Raw genomic sequence first — 19,577 nt, forward strand, 5'->3', positions numbered from 1 at the left:
CGGGCCGCTATGGAACCCCGCGCCGCCTGTGTAGACTTGCCGGGAATTCGGCAACAGGAAGCCCGTCCCGGTGGCGCGCAGCGCAAACGTCAAACAGAAAAAGGAGCGCGCCCCGCTCAGCGACGAGCTGAAGCGCCGCCTGCGCGAAGCGGGCGCCCTGGTGCTGCTGCCGCTGGCGCTGTACCTGCTGGTCTGCCTGTTCAGCTACGACGCCCAGGATCCGAGCTGGTCGCGCGTCGGCGCGTCGGCGCACGTGCACAACCTGGGCGGCACGGTGGGCGCCTATGTCGCCGACCTGCTGCGCTACCTGTTCGGCGGCGTGGCCTATTTCTTCCCGCTGCTGCTGTTGCTGCTCGGCGTGCAGGTGTTGCGCCAGCGCGGCGTGCAGCCGGTGCACCCCTGGGAATCCTCGCTGCGCCTGATCGGCGCGGTGTTCTTCTTCATCACCGCGCCGGGCCTGTGCTGGCTGAATTTCCGGCAGAGCACGATGGAGCCGCAAGGCGCCGGCGGCGTGATCGGCAGCGCGGTGGCGCATGGCCTGCTTGCCGCGTTCGGCGAGAAGGGCGCGCCGCTGCTGCTGCTGGCGGTGTTCCTGGTCGCCGTGACGCTGGCCACCGGGCTGTCCTGGTTCAAGCTGATGGACTGGACCGGGCAGGCCACGCTGCGCCTGGTCGAGTGGCTGCGCGGCAAGCTGCGGGCGGCGCCCGATGCGCTCAAGGCACAGCAGGCGCGCGCCGAGCGCGAGACGGCGAAGAAAGTCGAGGCGGTGAAGCAGGCCAGGCGCGAGCCGGTGCGCATCGAGACGCCGCCCGCGCCGGTGGCGAAGAGCGAGCGCGCGAAGCTGGAAACGCAGATCCCGCTGTTCACCGGCGCCTCCGCGCCCGGCGAGCTGCCGCCGTTGTCGCTGCTGGACGAGGCGCCGGAGCAGGGCCCGGGCTATTCGGAAGAGACGCTGGAGGTGCTGTCGCGCCAGGTCGAGCTGAAGCTCAAGGACTTCCGCATCGAGGCGAAGGTGGTGGGCGTGTATCCCGGCCCGGTGATCACCCGTTTCGAGCTGGAACCGGCCGCGGGCGTGCGCGGCTCGCAGGTGTCCAGCCTGGACAAGGACATCGCGCGCGGCCTGTCGGTGGTCAGCGTGCGCGTGGTGGACGTGATCCCCGGCAAGAACGTGATCGGCCTGGAGATCCCCAACGCCAAGAAGCAGATCGTCTACCTGTCCGAGATCCTGCGCTCGGACCGGTACGACCAGACCAAGTCGCCGCTGGCGCTGGCGCTGGGCAAGGACATCGGCGGCCGCGCGGTGGTGACCGACCTCGCCAAGATGCCGCACCTTCTGGTGGCCGGCACCACCGGCTCGGGCAAGTCCGTCGCGGTGAACGCGATGGTGCTCTCGCTGCTGTACAAGGCGAGCCCGAAAGACGTGCGGATGATCATGATCGACCCGAAGATGCTGGAGCTCTCGGTCTACGAGGGCATCCCGCACTTGCTGGCGCCGGTGGTCACCGACATGAAGGAGGCCGCCAACGCGCTGCGCTGGTGCGTGGCCGAAATGGAGCGCCGCTACAAGCTGATGGCCGCGGTGGGCGTGCGCAACCTCGGCGGCTTCAACAAAAAAGTGAAGGACGCCGAGAACGCCGGCCAGCCGCTGCTGGACCCGCTGTTCCGCCCCAACCCCGAGATGCCGAACCTCGCCGCGGAGCCGCTGGAGCCGCTGCCCTACATCGTGATCATCATCGACGAATTCGCCGACATGATGATGATCGTCGGCAAGAAGGTCGAGGAGCTGATCGCCCGCCTGGCACAGAAGGCGCGCGCCGCCGGCGTGCACCTGGTGCTGGCCACCCAGCGCCCGTCGGTGGACGTGATCACCGGCCTGATCAAGGCCAACATCCCCACCCGCATCGCGTTCCAGGTGTCGAGCAAGATCGATTCGCGCACGATCCTGGACCAGAGCGGCGCGGAAGCGCTGCTCGGCCACGGCGACATGCTCTACCTGCCGCCCGGCACGGCCACGCCCGAACGCGTGCACGGCGCCTTCGTGGACGACCACGAGGTGCACAACGTGGTGAACTGGCTGAAGGCGCAGGGCGCGCCGCAGTACATCGAGGGCGTGCTGGAGGAAGTGCAGGCCACGTCGGACGGCAAGTTCATCAACGATGCCGGCCTGCCGCAGGAAGGCGAGGAAGGCGGCGACGCCGACACCCAGCTCTACGACAAGGCCGTGGCCATCGTCACCCAGACCCGCCGTGCCTCGATCTCGGGCGTGCAGCGGCACCTGCGCATCGGCTACAACCGCGCCGCCCGCCTGATCGAGCAGATGGAGCAGGACGGCGTGGTCAGCGCCCCGCAGCACAACGGCAACCGCGAGGTGCTGGCGCCGCCCCCGCCAAGGGATTGAGTGTCGCCGCCGATCAGGCGTTGACGTAGCGGCGCGGCACGCGCTTCAGCGCGCACAGCAGGCGGTATGCGCTGGTGTTGCACAGCGGGGCCAGCGCCGGCACACGCGGCGCGTCGCCCCACAGCTGCACCAGGCTGCCCACCCCGGCCTGCGGATGGTCGGTGAGCTCGACGGTGAGCATGTCCATCGACACGCGCCCGATGGTGTGCCCTGGCTGGCCGTCGATCAGCACCGGCGTACCGTTGGGGGCGTATTGCGGGTAGCCGTCGGCATAGCCCATCGCCACCACGCCGACGCGGGTGGGGCGCTGCGCCACGAAGCGCGCGCCATAGCCCACCGGTTCGCCCACGCCGATCTCGCGCACCAGGAACACGCGCGACTGCAGCGTCATCACCGCCCGCAGCTCGTCGGCGTGCTCGTGCGGTTGGCCGTGCAGCGGATCGGCGCCGTACAGCATCAGCCCCGGGCGCGCCCAGTCGTTGCGCAGCTGCGGCCAGCCCAGCGCGGCGGCCGAGTTGCACAGGCTGGTCTCGCCGGCGAGGCCGTCGATGGCGCGGCGGAAGTTCTCCAGCTGTTCCAGCGTGCGCGGGCTGTCCAGCTCGTCGGCGCGCGCGAGGTGGCTCATCAGCACCATTGGCACCAGGTTCGGCCGCGCCGAGAGGCGCGCATGGGCGGCGCGGAAATCCCCGGGCGACAGGCCCAGCCGATGCATGCCACTGTCCAGCATCAGCCAGATGTGCAGCGTGGCGCGGGTCTCGAACGCAAGCACGGCCTCGAGCTGTTCGGGCGAGGCCACCGCGATCCACAGCCCGTGTTCCACCACCAGCGGCAGTTCCCCGGCGTCGAAGCAGCCCTCCATCAGCAGGATCGCTGCCTTGATGCCGGCCGCGCGCAGCTCCAGCGCCTCCTCGATGCAGGCCACGCCGAAGCCGTCGGCTTCGGCTTCGAGGGCGCGCGCGCAGGCCACCGCGCCGTGGCCGTAGGCATCGGCCTTGACGACAGCCAGCGCCTTGCCGCCGCCCAGCCGTTTCGCCAGCCGGTAGTTGTGGCGTAGCGCATCGAGGTCGATCAGGGCCTGGGCCGGGCGCATCAGCGGCCTCCCGCCGGGCCGAGGTAGCGGAAGATGTCCAGGCCTTCGCTGTCGATCGCCGGCGTCCTGCCGCCGATCAGGTCGGTGAGGTAGCGGCCGGAGCCGGCGGCCATGGTCCAGCCCAGGGTGCCGTGGCCGGTGTTGAGGTAGAGGTTGCGGTACGGCGTGGCGCCCACCACCGGCGTGCCGTCCGGCGTGGCCGGGCGCAGGCCGGTCCAGAAGGTGGCGCGGGCGAGGTCGCCGCCGCGCGGATAGAGGTCGTTGACCACCTTTTCCAGGGTGGCGCGCCGGCGCGGGTTCAGCGAGCGGTCGTAGCCGACCACCTCGGCCATGCCGCCCACGCGGATGCGGTCGTCGAAGCGGGTGACCGCGATCTTGTAGCTCTCGTCCAGGATGGTGGAGGTCGGCGCCGCGTCCGGGTCGGTGATCGGCACGGTCAGCGAATAGCCCTTCAGCGGATAAACCGGCAGGCGCAGGCCCAGCGGCTTGAGCAGCTGCGGCGACCAGCTGCCCAGCGCGACCACGTAGGCGTCGGCGCTTTCCAGCCTGTCGCCGACGCGCACGCCGGCGATGCGGTCGCCGTCGCGTTGCAGGCCGCCCACCTCCTGGCCGTAGCGGAACGCGACGCCGGCCTCGGCGGCCAGCGCCGCGAGCCTGCGCGTGAACAGCTGGCAGTCGCCGGTCTGGTCCATCGGCAGGCGCAGCGCGCCGACCAGCTTGTCGACGGTGGCCGCCAGCGCGGGTTCGGCCTTGACGATGCCGGCGCGGTCCAGCACCTCGTAGGGCACGCCGTACTCGCGCAGCACCCCAATGTCGTGGGCCGCCGCGTCGAGCTGCTGCTGGGTGCGGAACAGCTGCGTGGTGCCGAGCCGGCGCCCTTCGTAGTCGATGCCGGTGGTCCGGCTCAGCTCGTTGATGCAGTCGCGGCTGTAGTCGGACATGCGCACCATGCGCGCCTTGTTGACCGCGTAACGGGCTGCACTGCAGTTGCGCAACATCTGCCACAGCCAGCGGTACTGGTCCGGATTCGCGGTGGGACGGATCGACAGCGGCGCATGCGCCTCGAACAGCCACTTCACCGCCTTCAGCGGCACGCCGGGCGCGGCCCACGGCGAGGTGTAGCCGAACGACAGCTGGCCGGCATTGGCGAAACTGGTCTCCAGCGCCGGTCCGGTCTCCCGGTCCAGCACGGTCACCTCGTGTCCGGCCTGGCGCAGGTACCACGCGTTGGTCACGCCGATCACGCCGCTGCCGAGCATCAGAATCCGCATTGCTTCCTCCTGGCCACATTCCCTGCACGAAGCGCTGCGCAGTGGATGAATCGCGTAGTATAAGTGGGTGCATGTGGTTGTTTTTGCCGCAATGAATGAAAATGGCAGGATATTTTCCTGAAGCAACCCGCCGGAGCCAGAACGCCATGCCGTCCCGACCACGCGAGCTGGACAGGATCGACCGGAAAATCCTCAAGATCCTGCAACAGGAGGGGCGGATTTCCTTCACCGAGCTGGGCGAGCGGGTGGGCTTGTCCACCACGCCGTGCACCGAGCGCGTGCGCCGGCTCGAGCGCGAGCAGGTGATCACCGGCTACTACGCCCGGCTCGACCCGCAGTACGTCAAGGCGGGGCTGCTGGTGTTCGTGGAGATCAGCCTGGCCTACAAGTCCGGCGACATCTTCGAGGAGTTCCGCCGCGCCGCGCTGCGCCTGCCCAACGTGCTGGAATGCCACCTGGTCTCCGGCGACTTCGACTACCTGATCAAGGCGCGCATCAGCGAGATGGCCTCCTACCGCAAGCTGCTGGGCAGCACCTTGCTGACCCTGCCGCACGTGCGCGAATCCAAGAGCTACATCGTGATGGAGGAGGTCAAGGAGACCCTGTGCCTGCCCATCGCGGAATGAAGGTGCGGGTTAAGCCTGCAACGGCGACAATGGCGCCCATCGCCATGCTGCGGGGAATCCGATGAAACGTTTCAAGCTTGCCCTGGCCGCGCTCGCGCTGCTGTCGCTGGGCGCCGCCGCCCAGGGCGCCACCGGCACCGCGCGCGCCCGGCTCGACGCCTTCGCCACCGGCCTGCATTCGCTCACCGGCGACTTCAGCCAGACCCTGGTCGACCCGAACGGCAACGCCGGCAAGGCCAGCACCGGCACGCTGGCGCTGCAGGCGCCACGGCAGTTCCGCTGGGAGACCAGCGCGCCGTACAAGCAGACCATCGTCGCCGACGGCAGCCGGGTGTGGATGTACGACCCCGAGCTGGAGCAGGTGACGGTGAAGATCCAGAGCAGCGAGGAGGCGCACAGCCCGCTCACCGTGCTGACCGACCTCAAGCAGATGGACCGCGAGTTCAAGGTCACCGAGCAGGGCGAGCACGACGGCCTCGCCTGGCTGCGCCTCACCTCCACCGCGAAGGACCCGCAGTTCGCCTATGCCGATCTCGGCTTCGACGCGAATGGCCTGGCGCGGATGACGTTCAAGGACCAGCTGGGCTCCACCACCGACATCCGCTTCTCGGACTGGCGCCGCAACGTGGCCATTCCGCCGTCGGTGTTCACCTTCGTGCCGCCCAAGGGCGCCGACGTGATCGGCGACGCGCCGGTGCTGCAGGTGCAGCCGCTGAAGAACTGAGGCCGCGGAGCCCACGCCATGCCGGTATTGCGCCAATTGCCGCGCTGGGCCTGGTTCGGCACGGGCGTGCTGGCCTTCATCGCGGGCCAAGTCAACGCGGTGGGCTACCTCGGCTTCCGCCACGAATCCATCAGCAACATGACCGGCAACACCAGCCTGCTCGGCATCGCGCTGGGCCGGGGCGAGGCCGGCGAGGCGCTGCACTGGGCGCTGGCGATCGCGTCCTTCGTGCTCGGTACCTTGCTGAGCGGCATCATCGTGCAGCAGAGCACGCTGCGACTCGGCCGGCGCTACGGCGTGGCGCTGGTGCTGGAGTCGGCGCTGCTGTTCGCCGCCGTGCCCCTGCTCGATGCCTCCAGTTCCGTCGGCCTGTACCTGGCGTCCGTCGGCATGGGTCTGCAGAACGGCATGGTCAGCGCCTACAGCGGCGCGGTGATCCGCACCACCCATGTCACCGGCATCTTCACCGACCTGGGCATCTACCTCGGCCACCTGCTGCGCGGCCTGCCGGTGGACCGGCTGCGCCTGCGCGTCTGCGTGCTGGTGGCGGCCAGCTTCATGCTCGGCAGCGTCGTCGGCGCCGCGCTGTTCCGGCTGATGCAGCAGCACAGCCTGCTGATTCCCGCCACGCTCACCGGGATCTGTGGCCTGGGCTACGGCCTGTATCGCCAGTACACGCTGAGCAAGGCGGGTTCCGCGGACAGCTGATTGCGGAGGGCGGCTGGCCTCAGCCCGCCAGCGTGCAGCAGTCGCGGCCGCGGTGCTTGGATTCGTAGAGCGCCGCATCGGCGCGCGACAGCCACGAGGTCATGCCCTCGCCGGGCCGCAGTTCGGCGACGCCGATGCTCACCGTGATGGTGATCGCGTGGCCTTCGTGCCAGACCCGCGTGCCGCGCAGTGCGACGCGGATCTGTTCGGCGATCGCGATGGCCTTGGCGCCCGGGTTGTTCGGCAGGCACAACACCAGCTCCTCGCCGCCGTAGCGGCCGACCAGGTCGCCGGCGCGCAACTGCTGGCAGATCACGCCGGCGGCCGACCGCAACACCGCATCGCCGGCGAGGTGGCCGTACTCGTCGTTGACGTGCTTGAAGCGGTCCAGGTCGAGCAGGGCGATGCAGGCCGGCGCGGTGTCGGCGTAACGCCGCACGCCTTCGGCCAGTTCGAGGAAGCGGCGGCGGTTGCAGACGCCGGTCAGCTCGTCGGTGCCGGCCAGCAGGTCCAGGCGCCGGTTGGCGGCCTGCAGCTCATGGGTGTGCTTCTCGATCTGCGCCTGCAGCTGCACGGCGCGGCGGCGCAGGTAGATCGTGCGCATCTGCACCAGCAGCACCACCAGCGCCAGCAGCAGCACGATCGCCAGCAGGCGCGCCCACAGCGTCTCGTACCACAGCGGCGCAACGCTGATCGCCAGCGTGCTCTCGGCCGCGCGCGCGTGCAGCCCGCGCGGCACCGCGCGCAGGTGCAGCACGTAGCGGCCGTGCGGCAGGTTGGTGTAGATCGCGCTCGGCGTGCCGCCCTTGGGCACGTCGATCCAGTCGTCGTCGAAGCCGGCCATGCGGTAGCTGTACGCGGTCTCCTGCGATCCCTGGTAGTCGAGCAGGGCGAAGTCCAGGCGCAGGCTGCGTTCGTGCGCGGACAGCGCGAGGGTGCCGTGGTCGCCGGGCAGGCGGCCGAACGGCAACGGGTGCCCGTTCACCAGCGCATTCGTGATGCGCAGCGGCACCTGCGGGTCGTCGGGGCCGCGCCACCGCGGGCGGACCACGGTGAGGCCGCCGAGGCCGCCGAACAGCAGGGTGCCGCCGGGCATGCGCGCGGCGGCGGCGTAGATATAGCTGGCGATGTGCTGGCCGTCGCGCACGCCGAGGTTGCGGATGCGCAGGTTCTGCCCGTTGACCACCGAGATGCCGTTCGAGGTGCTCACCCACAGGTTGCCCTTGTCGTCGGGCAGCAGGGCGGTGATCTTGTCGCTGGCCAGTCCGGCGGCGGTGCCGAGATGCTGGAAACGCCACGGCGGCTTGTTGCCCTGCGGCAGCAGGGCGAGGCCGCCCAGCGTGCCCGCCCACACGCGGCCGCGGGTGTCGACGGCGATCGAATCGACCAGGTTCTGCGGCAGGCTGGCGGCGTCGCCCTCGTGCTGCACCAGGTTCACGAAACCCGAGGTCTGCAGCGGATCGGGCGCGACGCTGATGCCGTTGTTGGTGGCGTACCAGACGGCGGTGCCCACGCGCACGATCTGCCGCACGGTGTCGCTGACCAGGCTGCCGGGCTGGCCGGCGACGTGGCGGTAGTGGACCAGCTGGCCGTTGCTCGAGTCGTAGCGGAACGCGCCGTTGTAGGTGCCGATCAGCATGTACGGCCCCATGCGCAACAGGCTCAGCACCGGGCTGTCGCCCAGCGCGGGCAGGATCGCGTCCCGCACCGCCAGCGTGTCGGGGTCGACCTGCGCCAGGCCCTGGGTGCCGACCCAGATCGAGCCGTCCGGCGCCTCGGCCAGACTCTGCACGTCGCGGCGCAGCTGCTTGCCGGCCAGTTTCAGGTGGCGCACGGTGCCGGCGACCGGGTCGACGATGTCGATCTCGCCCGCCGCCATGCCCAGCCAGATGCGGCCGCGCGCATCGACGAGGATGCTGCGCACGTTGGGGTTGGCCAGCGAATGCGCGGAGTCGGACGACGGCAGCATGGAGAACGCGATGTCGGCCCTCGCGTTGCTGCGCGCCGCGCCGAGATCGGTGGCGGCCCAGGCGTTGCCGGCGCGACCCAGCAGCAGCGCGCGCACGGAATTGCCGGGCAGCGAGGAGGGCAGCGAGGTGTCGTGGTCCAGCACGCGCGTGTCGGCGTCGCCGGGGCTGTAGGTGACGATGCCGTCGCCGTCGGTGGCGATCCACATCCGGCCCGGCCGCACCTCCAGGAAGTCGCGCACGGTGGCCTGCCTGGCAGTGCCGTCATAGCCGCTGAAGCCGGGGACCGTGCGCCAGCGGCCGTCGGTGTCGCGGTAGATCGCGCCCATCTGCACGCTGCCTACCCACAGGCGCCCTTCGGCGTCCTCGCGCACCGCCCAGATCTCGTCGTGCAGCACCTGGTCGACCACGCCCGCGGGGTGGTCCGGGCGCACGAAGTCGTGGCGGCCCGCGTAGCGCACGAACAGGCCCTTGTCGTTGCCCAGCCAAAGGTTGTCGGCGCGGTCCTGGTACACCGCGAAGTTGCGCGGCGCCGCAGGCCCGGTGTCGACCGGCGCAATCCGGTCGCTGCTCAGGTCCAGGCGGTCCAGGCCGTTGTCGGTGGCGATCCACACGCCGCTGTCGCCGTCCGCCGCCAGCGCGTAGATCTTGCGGTTGCCGGTGCCGCCCGGACCGACCGGGTAGCTGCGGAAATGGCCGGTCTGCGGGTCGAAGCGGGCCAGGCCGCCCGCGTTGGTGCCCACCAGCAGGCCGCCGTCCGGCAGCGCGAGCAGGCTGCGCACGTAGGTGTCGGGCAGGCCGGCGGCCGCCGCATCGGCCAGCTCGAACACCTGAACGCGGTAGCCGTCGTAGCGCGCCAGGCCGCCCATGGTGCCGATCCACATCAGTCCGTCGCGATCCTGCGCCAGTGCGGTGGTGATGGAGTGGGGCAGGCCCTCGGCCATGCCCACGTCGTCGAACCACTGCCGCTCCAGCGGAAGCCAGCGGTCGCTGGCGACGGTGGCGACGGCGGCATGCAGCCAGGTGCACGGCAGCACCGCCAGCAGCATGGCCAGCAGGGTCGCGCGCAGGCCGCCAGCCCGCCTCAAGCGCAGCGCTCCGCCACGCCGCCGCGCTTCCGGCGATGGCGGTGCGGGCCAAGCTGGCGGTGGATTCCCCCGGACATGCGCGGCTCCTTGCGTGGTGCGCCGTTCCCGGCGACATGATAACGGGCGCGCCCGTTTCCCGGGGCGGGCCGTCGTCCGGGGACGTATCATGCTGGCCATGCCCCACAACCCTTTCCAGCCGGCGGGCTCCCTGTTCGCCGAACCCGAGGCGCTCAAGCCGCTGGCCGAACGCATGCGCCCGCGCAACCTCGACGAGGTCGTGGGCCAGCGTCGCCTGGTGGCGCCGGATCGCGCCCTGCGCCGCGCGCTGGAGGCAGGCCGGCTGCACTCGATGGTGCTGTGGGGACCGCCCGGCTGCGGCAAGACCACGCTGGCGCTGCTGGTGGCGCAGTACGCCGACGCCGACTTCAAGGCGATCTCCGCCGTGCTCTCCGGCCTGCCCGAGGTGCGCAAGGCGCTGGCCGAGGCCGAGGCGAACTTCGCCCAAGGACGGCGCACCGTGCTGTTCGTGGACGAGGTGCACCGCTTCAACAAGGCGCAGCAGGACGCCTTCCTGCCGCACATCGAGCGCGGCGTGATCCTGTTCGTGGGCGCCACCACCGAGAACCCCTCGTTCGAGCTGAACTCCGCGCTGCTCTCGCGCTGCCGCGTGCACGTGCTGGAAGCGGTGTCGGTGGACGACATCGTGGCCGCGCTCAGGCGCGCGCTGGCGGACACCGAGCGAGGCCTCGGCGCGCTGCAACTGCAGGTGGACGAGTCCTCGCTGCAGCTGATCGCCCAGGCCGCCGACGGTGACGTGCGCCGCGCGCTGACCCTGCTGGAAATCGCCGCCGAGCTGGCCGAACACAACCGCATCGACCAGGCCACGCTGGAACAGGTGCTGGCCGACCGCACCCGCCGCTTCGACAAGCAGGGCGAGCAGTTCTACGACCAGATCTCGGCGCTGCACAAATCCGTGCGCTCCTCCGACCCCGACGCCGCCGTGTACTGGCTGGCGCGCATGCTCGACGGCGGCTGCGACCCGCGCTACCTGGCTCGGCGCATGACCCGCATGGCGGTGGAGGACGTGGGCCTGGCGGAGCCGCGCGCCTGGCGCATGGCGCTGGACGCCTGGGACACCTACGAGCGCCTGGGCAGCCCCGAGGGCGAACTGGGCCTGGCCCAGCTCGCGATCTGGCTGGCCGTGGCGCCCAAGAGCAACGCCGCCTACATGGCCTGGAACCAGGCCCGCGCCGCAGTGCGCGACACCGGCACGCTGGACGTGCCCATGCACCTGCGCAACGCACCGACCAAGCTGATGAAGGGCCTGGGCTACGGCAAGGGCTACCAGTACGACCACGACGCCGAAGGCGGCGTCGCGCTGGCCCAGCAATGCCTGCCCGACGCGCTGGACGGCACCGTGTTCTACGAGCCGGTGGAGCGCGGCCTGGAGATCCAGCTGCGCGAAAAGCTCGCGGCGCTGCGCGAGGCGCGCCGCAAGGCGCGCGGAGGTAAGCCCCAGTGAATCCCTCTCCCTCCGGGAGAGGGTGGCGGCAGCCGGGTGAGGGTCCGGGCGAAGCGAAGTGTTGAGGCCAGTCCGAACCCTCACCCCCGGCCCCTCTCCCGGTGGGAGAGGGGAGCAAGCCGGCTTGCATCGCGTTGCCACTAGTCACGCGCGGCGGCGATAATCCGGGCCTTCGACCGCTTTCCGGACACCCCCATGCTCGACCCCGCCCTGCTGCGTTCGCGCCTCGCCGAAACCGCGGCGCGACTCAAGGAAACCCGCGGCTTCGAGCTCGACGTGGCTGCCGTGGAGTCGCTGGAAACCGAGCGCAAGCGCCTCGCCACCGAGACGCAGGATCTGCAGAACCTGCGCAACACGCGTTCCAAGGCGATCGGCCAGGCCAAGGCCAAGGGCGAGGACGCCGCGCCGCTGCTCGCCGAAGTCGCCGGCATCGGCGACAGGCTCAAAGCCAACGAGGCCGCGCTGACCGAAGTGCAGGCCAAGCTGGCCGACATCGCGCTGGGCATCCCCAACCTTCCGCACGAGTCCGTGCCGCTGGGCAGGGACGAAACCGCAAATGCCGAGCAGTCGCGCTGGGGCACGCCGCGCACCTTCGACTTCGCGGTGAAGGACCACGTCGACCTCGGCGCCCGCCACGGCTGGTTGGACGCCGACGCCGGCGCGAAGCTCTCCGGCGCGCGCTTCACGGTGCTGCGCGGCCAGCTGGCGCGGCTGCATCGCGCGCTCGCGCAGTTCATGGTCAACCTGCACAGCGGCGAGCACGGCTACCTCGAGTGCAACGTACCGCTGATCGTCAACGCCGGGACCATGCAGGGCACCAGCCAGCTGCCGAAGTTCGAGGAAGACCTTTTCGCCACCCAGGTCGGCGACAGCAGGCGTTACCTGATCCCCACCGCCGAAGTCGCGCTCACCAACCTCGTCGCCGACAGCATCGTCGAGGCCGACGCGCTGCCGATGCGGCTCGCCGCGCACTCCATGTGCTTCCGCGCCGAGGCCGGCAGCTATGGCCGCGACACCCGCGGCATGATCCGCCAGCACCAGTTCGAGAAGGTGGAGATGGTGCAGATCGCCGCGCCGGACCAGTCGCACGCGCAGCTGGAGGAAATGGTCGGCCACGCCGAGAAGGTGCTGCAGCTGCTCGGCCTGCCGTACCGCAAGGTGCTGCTGTGCACCGGCGACATGGGCTTCGCCGCGATCAAGACCTACGACCTCGAAGTGTGGCTGCCGAGCCAGAACACCTACCGCGAGATTTCCTCCTGCTCCAACTGCGGCGACTTCCAGGCCCGCCGCATGCAGGCACGCTGGCGCAACCCGGAAACCGGCAAGCCCGAACTGGTGCACACGCTCAACGGCTCCGGCCTCGCCGTGGGCCGTACCCTGGTCGCGGTGATGGAGAACTACCAGAACGCCGACGGCTCGATCACCGTGCCCGAGGTGCTGCGCCCGACCATGGGCGGGCAGGAGCGCATCGCGTGAACGCATCCGCCGAGGAGCGCGGCTGGGACAAGGTCGAGTACTGGACCAGCTGGTTCCTGCTGGCGGTGCTCGGCTCGGTGATCCTCACCCGCCTCGGTTTCGCCAGCGTGTGGACGGTACCCGCGCTCGACCTCGTGCTGGGCGGCATCGCGCTGCTGCTGATCCTCGCCAGCCCCTGGATCGCCCGCCGTCGCCGCGCGCTGCGGATTGCCATCGTGGCCTACGCCACCGCCACCCAGCTGGTGCCGATGTCGATCCGCCATCCCGCCTTGCTGCTGCCGCTGCTTGGCGCGCTGATCCCCGTCGCCATCACGATCTGGGCGCTGGTCGCGCTGTCGCGCAAAGGCCGTGCGGGGCAGGGAGTCCCGCGTACCTGATAGGATGCGCGCTGACTGCTGGGGAGCAGCTGACTCGCGGAAAAATCCGGAGAGATGGCCGAGCGGTTTAAGGCACCGGTCTTGAAAACCGGCGAAGGGTCAAACCTTCCGTGGGTTCGAATCCCACTCTCTCCGCCATTTGATGCGACAAGTCTCTGATTTTTCAGGATCTTTTTTTTTTGACGTCAGGGGCCTGCGAGGCTACCCATACCAGATCGCGAGTGGGCATCTGTGTTGCAGGTAGCTGCGGGGCAGCTTTACGATCACCGATGTGGTGGCGCATCGGGGGGGGGGGGGGGGGGATCGGCGATGAGGCGAAAAGGACTGCTCGTCGCGGTAACGTCGGCGGCTTTGTGCGGTTGCGTAATGCAAAACCTACAGAAGGACTTAGCCTCCTATGTAGACAAGCCGCTAGATGTCGCGATCGCGCACATGGGGGTGCCGACTAGCGAGCGGAACATCGCCGGCCATCACGTCTACGTCTGGACAAATCGGGACCAGCTGGTGTTGCCGACCTATCAGACAAGTACGACCACAGGCTATGTCGGGAATCAGAGCTTCTCGGCTACGACAGGGCAAATGGGGTCGACCGTTGTCCAGGGCGCTTGCGAGATTACACTCGAGGTCAACGACGAAAATATCGTAAAGTCATGGTCTTACTACGGTAATCCAGCCGGCTGCGGTCGCTACCAATAGCGGCGCACCTGTTTCCTCTCTGCCTGTGCTCTCGGCTAACGTTGATCTCGTAGTGACATCGTTATATACGGGTAACAACCTGTTGCGAAAGGACGGCCGTGCTTACGAAAAAAGAATTGTCCGACCGAGGCCTCGCGTATTACGAAGCCCTAGTAAACGCCTGGTTACAGACTGCAATGGAGCTAGATCGGAGCCTACTAACTCTGTCGGTTGCTGGACTGGGCTTGCTTCTTACGCTTCTTTCAACACATGCTGGCTGCAATCCTCTTTGGATGGTAATTCTGTATGTGGTTTCGATTGTCGGCTTCTCGGTCTGCGCCGTTGTTGTGCTTGTCGTGTTCCACGTGAACAAAAACGTTAATCTTGAGGCGATAAAGAACGATTTGGCCGGGGTTTCATCTCAACAATTGACGGGAGCGCAGACGCTCGCGAGGAGATTGGATATACTGGCCTGGACATCGTTTGGCGTTGGCGCGTTATCTTTGGCGATAATTTGCATGGGCTTGGCAATCAATTCGCGAGGAAGTTCGGATATGAACAAAGAAATCAAGTCAAAAGTCGTCATCGCATTGGATAGTTACCAAGGCGTGAATAGTATCAGCCCCCAAGCTGTCATTAAGAGCCTCAGCGGCATTAGTAACCTAAGCCCGGCTCAACTGGCGCAATCGGTCAGCACAACCGCTAACGGTGGCACTCAAACGACCGCGCAAAGCAGCTCGCAACCGGCTTCTAGCGGTGCAAGTAAATCGCCGGGTAAGTAAGCATCGTCGACTTATCCGGGCGACAACGGCGCGTGGTTCACGGACCTCATGGGCGCAAGACGTCGAGACGCCGCTGATAGCTAAACAGCCGTGTCGGCCGCCCCCTACGCGCCATCAAGCCCGGCGCTGGTGGGGCGCGTCACACAATCGCGCCACTCTACGCCTGCTCCGCACGTCAGGCCCAAACCGACCAAGCTGCCAGGCGTAAGCCAGCCGGTACGGAACGTCAGGCGGAACCGACATGCGTGGCACTTTCCTTAAGTTGCTTCATCACCTCATGCGCACCAACGGGCCGCTTTGTCTGCGCCACTTGCGGGTGGCACGAAGCAGCGCTAGGTTTCCGCCACCTTGGCTGATGGGGGAGCTCATGGCAACTCGTAAGACGATCAAGGTCAAAGCGCCGACCAATCGCGAGACGGTCGACGCGGCGAGGCAGACCCGAGCGGGTCATCCCTCCGGGGGAAAGGTCCTAGCGGAGCGCGAAGCGGCCAAGAATGCCGCCTCCAAAAAGTCCGCTGCCAAAAAGGCTCCACCGAAAAAGAAATAAGCCCGAGGCGACTGCATCGCGCGTGCAACGCAGTCGCCTCCTGGGTTCACCCGCTCCAAGTGAACATGAAAGTGCCCGGGGGCGGTTCGTACTTCGGCACGGTCTCCCAGCCGGGCGCGCTCTTGAACTCCACCGCGAGGGAGACCTGGCTACGCTCAAGCGCCGTCAGACTTCGAATCACTCCCCGCGGATCGCACGCATCCACGGAGCCGTGGCGCCACGCGAGCGCGTAGGCTACGCCGCGCATTCTCGCCGTCCCATGCAGCGTCCAGCCCTCGGCTATCGCGGACGGGTGTTCGACCTTCACGACCTCCCGCCAGTCGGCCAGGAAGTCAAAGGCGAAATCGGGTGAGGGTTTGCGTTCTCTGCGCGGCATGCCGGCGAGTGTGCGCGCCGGGAATCTCAGGTTCGGAGACACGCGTCGGTGTAGGCTGCCGCAACCATTGAACCGGGCGGGGGAAATGCATGACGCACAAGAATCTGTGCAAAGACCGCGAGTTGGCAGGCGACCTACTGAGGCAGCGACGCGACTTCTACGCGATTTCCCTGGGCCTGATCTTGTTCCACCTGGCGGGCGGCGTCATGAAGGATACCGCGACGCTCTCCACTCTGCCGGTGAAGCTCGCACACCCTCAGGTGCTGTACTGGTCGGCTTGGGTTTCGTTTGCCTACTTCGCCTGGCGTTACTGGGTACTAGACCCCGGCAGCTTGGAGCGGTTCCGGGAGGAATGGAATCGCCAGGCTCTCGCGAGCACAGAATTCCGGCGCCTTTGCGGGCGATGGCTGCAAAGATGCGAGCCACCCGACACGAACGCCGTAAGCGCGGCGACCAATTTGCTGAGGCAGTACCGCCCCGCATTTCCCGAGATCAAGGAAGGAGTACCGGTAAAGCTGAGCCAAATGTCGCACTTGACGTCGCCAAGGCTAGAGGGGACCCGCCCCCTTCTCGAGACGTCAGTGCGCCCCGAGGATCTTGGGCCGTTGCGGCGCGCTAGGCGCCATGGCTTCTTTCGCGCGATTTTACTTGAGCGAACAGCGACCGATCTACTGCTTCCATACTTCATGGGCGCTTCGGCGGTCGTCGTGTCGATCATCACCGCTTTGACCGGGCATAGCCTCTAGGCGATACGCCACTGGTCGCCTCATTGAGCTGATCAAAAGTCGTTGCGTGATTCGAAGGCATCAGACGTCCAAGACGTCGAGGCACCACCGATAGCTAAACGGCCGCGTCGACGTGTCGTCCTGCAGCCATTCTTGCGCGTCCAGTTCGCGCGCCTTGGGCTTGGCCTCGGGATTCTTGGCCCGGCGTGTCTCCATCGTCTCCACGTCCCTGAACGCCTGCAGCACCACCGCCGCGACGATGCGCCGGGCGGTGGATGCCTCCAGCGCAATCGGGACGACGAAGCCGTCGTCTGACATCAACGTCATGGGGTCGCTTGCCCCACGGCCGCCCCTATGTTCGGCGCGCGGCTCGGCGCCATGTCGCCGGACTGCCACCACGAGGTTTGCCCCTGCCGCGCCATGCGTTCCTGAACGCGGGCGTTGTATCCCGGCGACAGCTTCTCCATCTGCTGCTGGTAGACCATGTGGTTGAACGCGGCTTTCAGGTACCACAGGCGGCTGAACGGCATGGCGTAGTTGCGGGCGAACCGGAGGGTCTTGGCGCCGTACTGCCCCGGCCGTGTGCTACCGTTGCCGGTGGCCTCGTTCTCGGTGTCGCCGTAGAGGTGAATCAGGTCGTCCATGAACGTGGCGCCCGGGCCAAGCACCTTCACCAGGCCGTTATTGCGGTGTTCGGTGTTGTCCCCGAACAGGAAGTCGCCGTACATGCCGAAGCCGCCCGATGCAATCGCGATCTTGCCGAGACCCTTGGGCGTGGCCAGGTTCTCGGGGTCCTGGCCCAAGGCCATCGACTTGAGGGTGAGCGCCAGCGCGCCCAGACTCGCCTGCATTGCCAACAGGCGCGCGCGGTAACTCCAGGCGCTACGCCAGTCGCCCATGGCGCCGGGAACATCGATCATGTGCGTGCGGAAGATGCCCAGCGGGGTCTGCTTGAGGAACAACAACCAGCGAGCCATCTGGCCCATGATCGTACCGGCGCTGTCCGGCGTTACGTGCAAGGCTAGGTTGTCGCGAATGCTGTTGCCGCTGCCACCGCGCGCGCCGATGTGCGACTCGGCCAAGGTGAGCGCCAGCAGGTGCTGCGCCGCTTCGGTGCGAAGCCGGCGGATATCCTGCGCGATCTGATCCGGTGAGGCGTTCGCGCCAGCGCGCGCTTCGGCGATCGGGCGCAGCTTGTCGTCGGGAATGCTGTAGATGCTGTCCGGCGTCAGCATCGTATGGCCGCCATCCGGGCCGCCCTCCAGCTCGGCGCGCTGCCACGTGGCGAAGTGGTCGGCCGTCACGCCACGGGATGCGAGGTAGGCCTGGTCCTTCGGATCGAGCGCGGCGAAATCCGCTTGCCGCGTGTGCTCGCCGAGTAGATCCATCAGGCTCGCGGAAACCGCATGCGTCTGGCCGCGGTCCCACATCCGCAACAGGCTGGCCACGTGGACGCCGTGATTGAGGAACCGGGTGAATTGGTTCGACAGCTCACCCGCGCCAAACCGATGGGTACCGTCCTGCAGAGTCTGCGCGGTGATGCCAAGCCGCCGGACATAGGCCAGGTTCTCCTTGGTCGGCTTGAATCCTTCGGCCATGTTGCCCAACAGCGCGCGGCGCGTCAGGCCGATTTCGCGACCGTAAGCCATCGCCATGCCCATGTCGGGGATCGCGGCCAAGGTCGAGCCGCCGAGCAACGTGCTGCCCACCACACCCCGTATCGTGTTCGACACCTGTGCCCACAGAGGCAACGCACCCGGACTGCCCGGATTGCGCATGGCCTGGTATTCGGCCAGCGTGCGGCGCTTGAGGTTGTCCAGTTGCTTCAACTGGGCTTCGTCCAAGCCGCCCGCCGCATCCGCCGCAAACGCGCGGTTGACGAGCTGCGTCACTAACCGATCGGCACTGCGCCCGTACGTGCGCGCCGTGGCGATGTCGCGCGCCATGCCGTGAAAGTGATGGTCGAGCAACGACAGCACGTTGCCGGCGCTGCCGAATTCTTCGGCCATGCGGATTTCTGCCTCGGCATCCCGGAACTTCAGCTGTCGGGGAGTGTTGCGCGAGGCGCCGACGCTGTTGCCGTAACCGGAGCCCATCTGCTCGCCGCGCTTGTTGGCGCCATTCGTGCCCAGGGTCTCGGCCGATTCGCTTACGAACCGGCGCAACTGGTCCGCCGTCATCGGCGAGCCGTCGCGGTTGATGTAGTCGTCGGGGTTGATTTCCTCAAGCGCGCGCTTGATGAAGTGCGCGCGGTCGGCGCCGATCTTCTCCCACGCCCACGCACGCGGCATGTAGTCGTCGAGGTGGTGAATGGGGATGCCGGCATCGTTGGCGGCGACGCGTGCACGCTCCACGACGTCACGCACCTGTTTACCCAGCGCGTCGATTTCCGGATTACCGGAATCCTTGCCGAAGATCGCACGCATGATTGCGCGCTGTTCGAGCGGATGCTGTACCAGCCCGAAGAATCGCCCCTTCAACGCGCCGCCATCCAGCTCGCGGGTGAAGTCGTGATAGACGCCCTGGATTTTCTGTTCCAGCGGGATATCGCCGCCGCGGAAATTGCCCTGCAGGGTGAGCCGCTGGCGCAGTGCCGCGAGCTGGCCTTTCAGGCCAGGCTTGAACGAGTCCAGCAGACGCAGCTGCGCTGTTTGGAGCTGCATATCGCGCACGGTGCGCGCCTGCGCGGCCAGGGTGTCGGCCTTGTAGTTCGCGTGCGCCAGCTTGCCGGCTTCGGCGAACCGCTGCTCGCGCGACATGCCGCGCCACGCGGCCGGGTCCTTGCGCGCCAGCTCGCGCATGCTGCCCAGCATGCGGTCTTCGATGGCGCCGGTTTCCGCGGCCGTCAGCTTGCGGCCGGCGGCACGCGCCACGGCTTCCACACATTGGTCGAGCATCGATCAGCCTCCGTTCCGGGCCGCGCACGCGGCCGCGATTTCGTGCAGCTTGCCGAAGCTGTCCGCTTCCACGCTTTGCGCTTCCAGTTCTGTTCGGAGTTCCGCAAACGTGATTTCCCGACCGTCGTCGGTCGGCACGAGGAGGCTGCCGTACTCCTCGGCCAGCGAGTCCAGTTGTTCGGTGATTGCGGGATCGAGGAAGCCCATAAGCTTTTTCCTATAAAAAAATTTCGCAGCGTTCGTTCGCTACATGGCCCTGGGTGAAACATGCGCGGCCAGTTCCGGGGGTGCCACCACCACCGGCCCCGGGTCGCGGCGAAAAGGGGAC

The 19,577-nt window shown here is 67.8% G+C and carries 16 protein-coding genes and 1 tRNA gene; 11 read left to right on the forward strand and 6 right to left on the reverse strand.

Going from position 1 to position 19,577, the window contains the following annotated elements; all coding sequences use genetic code 11:
• Window positions 1-70: 70 nt before the first annotated feature.
• A complete protein-coding gene (locus AC2EWF_RS11490) occupies window positions 71-2,398 on the forward strand; it encodes a DNA translocase FtsK (RefSeq protein ID WP_483639499.1) in 2,328 nt (775 codons plus the stop codon).
• Between the two features lie 13 nt (window positions 2,399-2,411).
• On the opposite strand, the gene alr is transcribed toward AC2EWF_RS11490, so the two are convergent.
• Together alr and AC2EWF_RS11500 are read right to left on the reverse strand one after the other, a co-directional pair.
• Window positions 2,412-3,488, reverse strand: a complete 1,077-nt coding sequence (gene alr / locus AC2EWF_RS11495) for an alanine racemase (RefSeq protein ID WP_483639500.1) — start codon at window positions 3,486-3,488, stop codon at window positions 2,412-2,414.
• Entirely contained in the window at window positions 3,488-4,759 is a 1,272-nt protein-coding gene (locus AC2EWF_RS11500; protein WP_483639501.1) for a D-amino acid dehydrogenase, read from the reverse strand. The genes alr and AC2EWF_RS11500 overlap by 1 nt, the downstream gene beginning before the upstream one ends.
• Window positions 4,760-4,905: 146 nt before the next feature.
• On the opposite strand from AC2EWF_RS11500, the gene AC2EWF_RS11505 reads away from it, so the two are divergent.
• From AC2EWF_RS11505 to AC2EWF_RS11515, 3 genes are all read left to right on the forward strand, one after another.
• Window positions 4,906-5,385, forward strand: coding sequence for an AsnC family transcriptional regulator (locus AC2EWF_RS11505; protein WP_483639502.1), 480 nt, complete (start codon window positions 4,906-4,908; stop codon window positions 5,383-5,385).
• A gap of 61 nt (window positions 5,386-5,446) precedes the next feature.
• Window positions 5,447-6,109 (forward strand): outer membrane lipoprotein periplasmic chaperone LolA, encoded by a 663-nt coding sequence (lolA, locus tag AC2EWF_RS11510; protein WP_483639503.1) that lies wholly within the window; start codon window positions 5,447-5,449, stop codon window positions 6,107-6,109.
• A gap of 18 nt (window positions 6,110-6,127) precedes the next feature.
• The gene (locus AC2EWF_RS11515; protein WP_483639504.1) at window positions 6,128-6,817 is read left to right on the forward strand and encodes a YoaK family protein; all 690 of its coding nucleotides are present in this window, start codon (window positions 6,128-6,130) and stop codon (window positions 6,815-6,817) included.
• Between the two features lie 19 nt (window positions 6,818-6,836).
• Here the strand turns inward: AC2EWF_RS11515 and AC2EWF_RS11520 are convergent, their stop codons facing one another.
• Window positions 6,837-9,872 (reverse strand): ligand-binding sensor domain-containing diguanylate cyclase, encoded by a 3,036-nt coding sequence (locus AC2EWF_RS11520; RefSeq protein ID WP_483639505.1) that lies wholly within the window; start codon window positions 9,870-9,872, stop codon window positions 6,837-6,839.
• A gap of 175 nt (window positions 9,873-10,047) precedes the next feature.
• On the opposite strand from AC2EWF_RS11520, the gene AC2EWF_RS11525 reads away from it, so the two are divergent.
• From AC2EWF_RS11525 to AC2EWF_RS11545, 5 genes are all read left to right on the forward strand, one after another.
• Window positions 10,048-11,394, forward strand: coding sequence for a replication-associated recombination protein A (locus AC2EWF_RS11525; protein ID WP_483639808.1), 1,347 nt, complete (start codon window positions 10,048-10,050; stop codon window positions 11,392-11,394).
• Window positions 11,395-11,589: 195 nt separating this feature from the next.
• On the forward strand, window positions 11,590-12,870 hold the full coding sequence (serS, locus tag AC2EWF_RS11530) for a serine--tRNA ligase (protein ID WP_483639506.1): 1,281 nt from the start codon (window positions 11,590-11,592) through the stop codon (window positions 12,868-12,870).
• Window positions 12,867-13,247: an LrgA gene (locus AC2EWF_RS11535; protein ID WP_483639507.1), complete on the forward strand. Its 381-nt coding sequence runs from the start codon at window positions 12,867-12,869 to the stop codon at window positions 13,245-13,247. The genes serS and AC2EWF_RS11535 overlap by 4 nt, the downstream gene beginning before the upstream one ends.
• A 48-nt stretch (window positions 13,248-13,295) precedes the next feature.
• Window positions 13,296-13,385: transfer RNA gene (locus tag AC2EWF_RS11540), tRNA-Ser, on the forward strand.
• Window positions 13,386-14,041: 656 nt separating this feature from the next.
• Entirely contained in the window at window positions 14,042-14,704 is a 663-nt protein-coding gene (locus AC2EWF_RS11545) for a hypothetical protein (protein ID WP_483639508.1), read from the forward strand.
• A gap of 593 nt (window positions 14,705-15,297) precedes the next feature.
• Here AC2EWF_RS11545 and AC2EWF_RS11550 read toward each other — a convergent pair.
• Window positions 15,298-15,669, reverse strand: coding sequence for a hypothetical protein (locus AC2EWF_RS11550; RefSeq protein WP_483639509.1), 372 nt, complete (start codon window positions 15,667-15,669; stop codon window positions 15,298-15,300).
• 47 nt (window positions 15,670-15,716) lie between these two features.
• Here AC2EWF_RS11550 and AC2EWF_RS11555 point away from each other — a divergent pair, with 47 nt between their 5' ends.
• Window positions 15,717-16,373: a hypothetical protein gene (locus AC2EWF_RS11555; RefSeq protein ID WP_483639510.1), complete on the forward strand. Its 657-nt coding sequence runs from the start codon at window positions 15,717-15,719 to the stop codon at window positions 16,371-16,373.
• 60 nt (window positions 16,374-16,433) lie between these two features.
• Here AC2EWF_RS11555 and AC2EWF_RS11560 read toward each other — a convergent pair whose 3' ends face one another.
• Entirely contained in the window at window positions 16,434-16,679 is a 246-nt protein-coding gene (locus AC2EWF_RS11560; protein WP_483639511.1) for a hypothetical protein, read from the reverse strand.
• Window positions 16,676-18,778, reverse strand: coding sequence for a hypothetical protein (locus tag AC2EWF_RS11565; RefSeq protein ID WP_483639512.1), 2,103 nt, complete (start codon window positions 18,776-18,778; stop codon window positions 16,676-16,678). Before AC2EWF_RS11565 ends, AC2EWF_RS11560 begins: the two co-directional genes overlap by 4 nt.
• Window positions 18,779-18,799: 21 nt before the next feature.
• Here AC2EWF_RS11565 and AC2EWF_RS11570 point away from each other — a divergent pair, with 21 nt between their 5' ends.
• Window positions 18,800-19,513, forward strand: a complete 714-nt coding sequence (locus tag AC2EWF_RS11570; protein WP_483639513.1) for a hypothetical protein — start codon at window positions 18,800-18,802, stop codon at window positions 19,511-19,513.
• The last annotated feature ends 64 nt before the right edge of the window (window positions 19,514-19,577 follow it).

The organism is Rhodanobacter sp. sgz306013 (assembly GCF_057031145.1).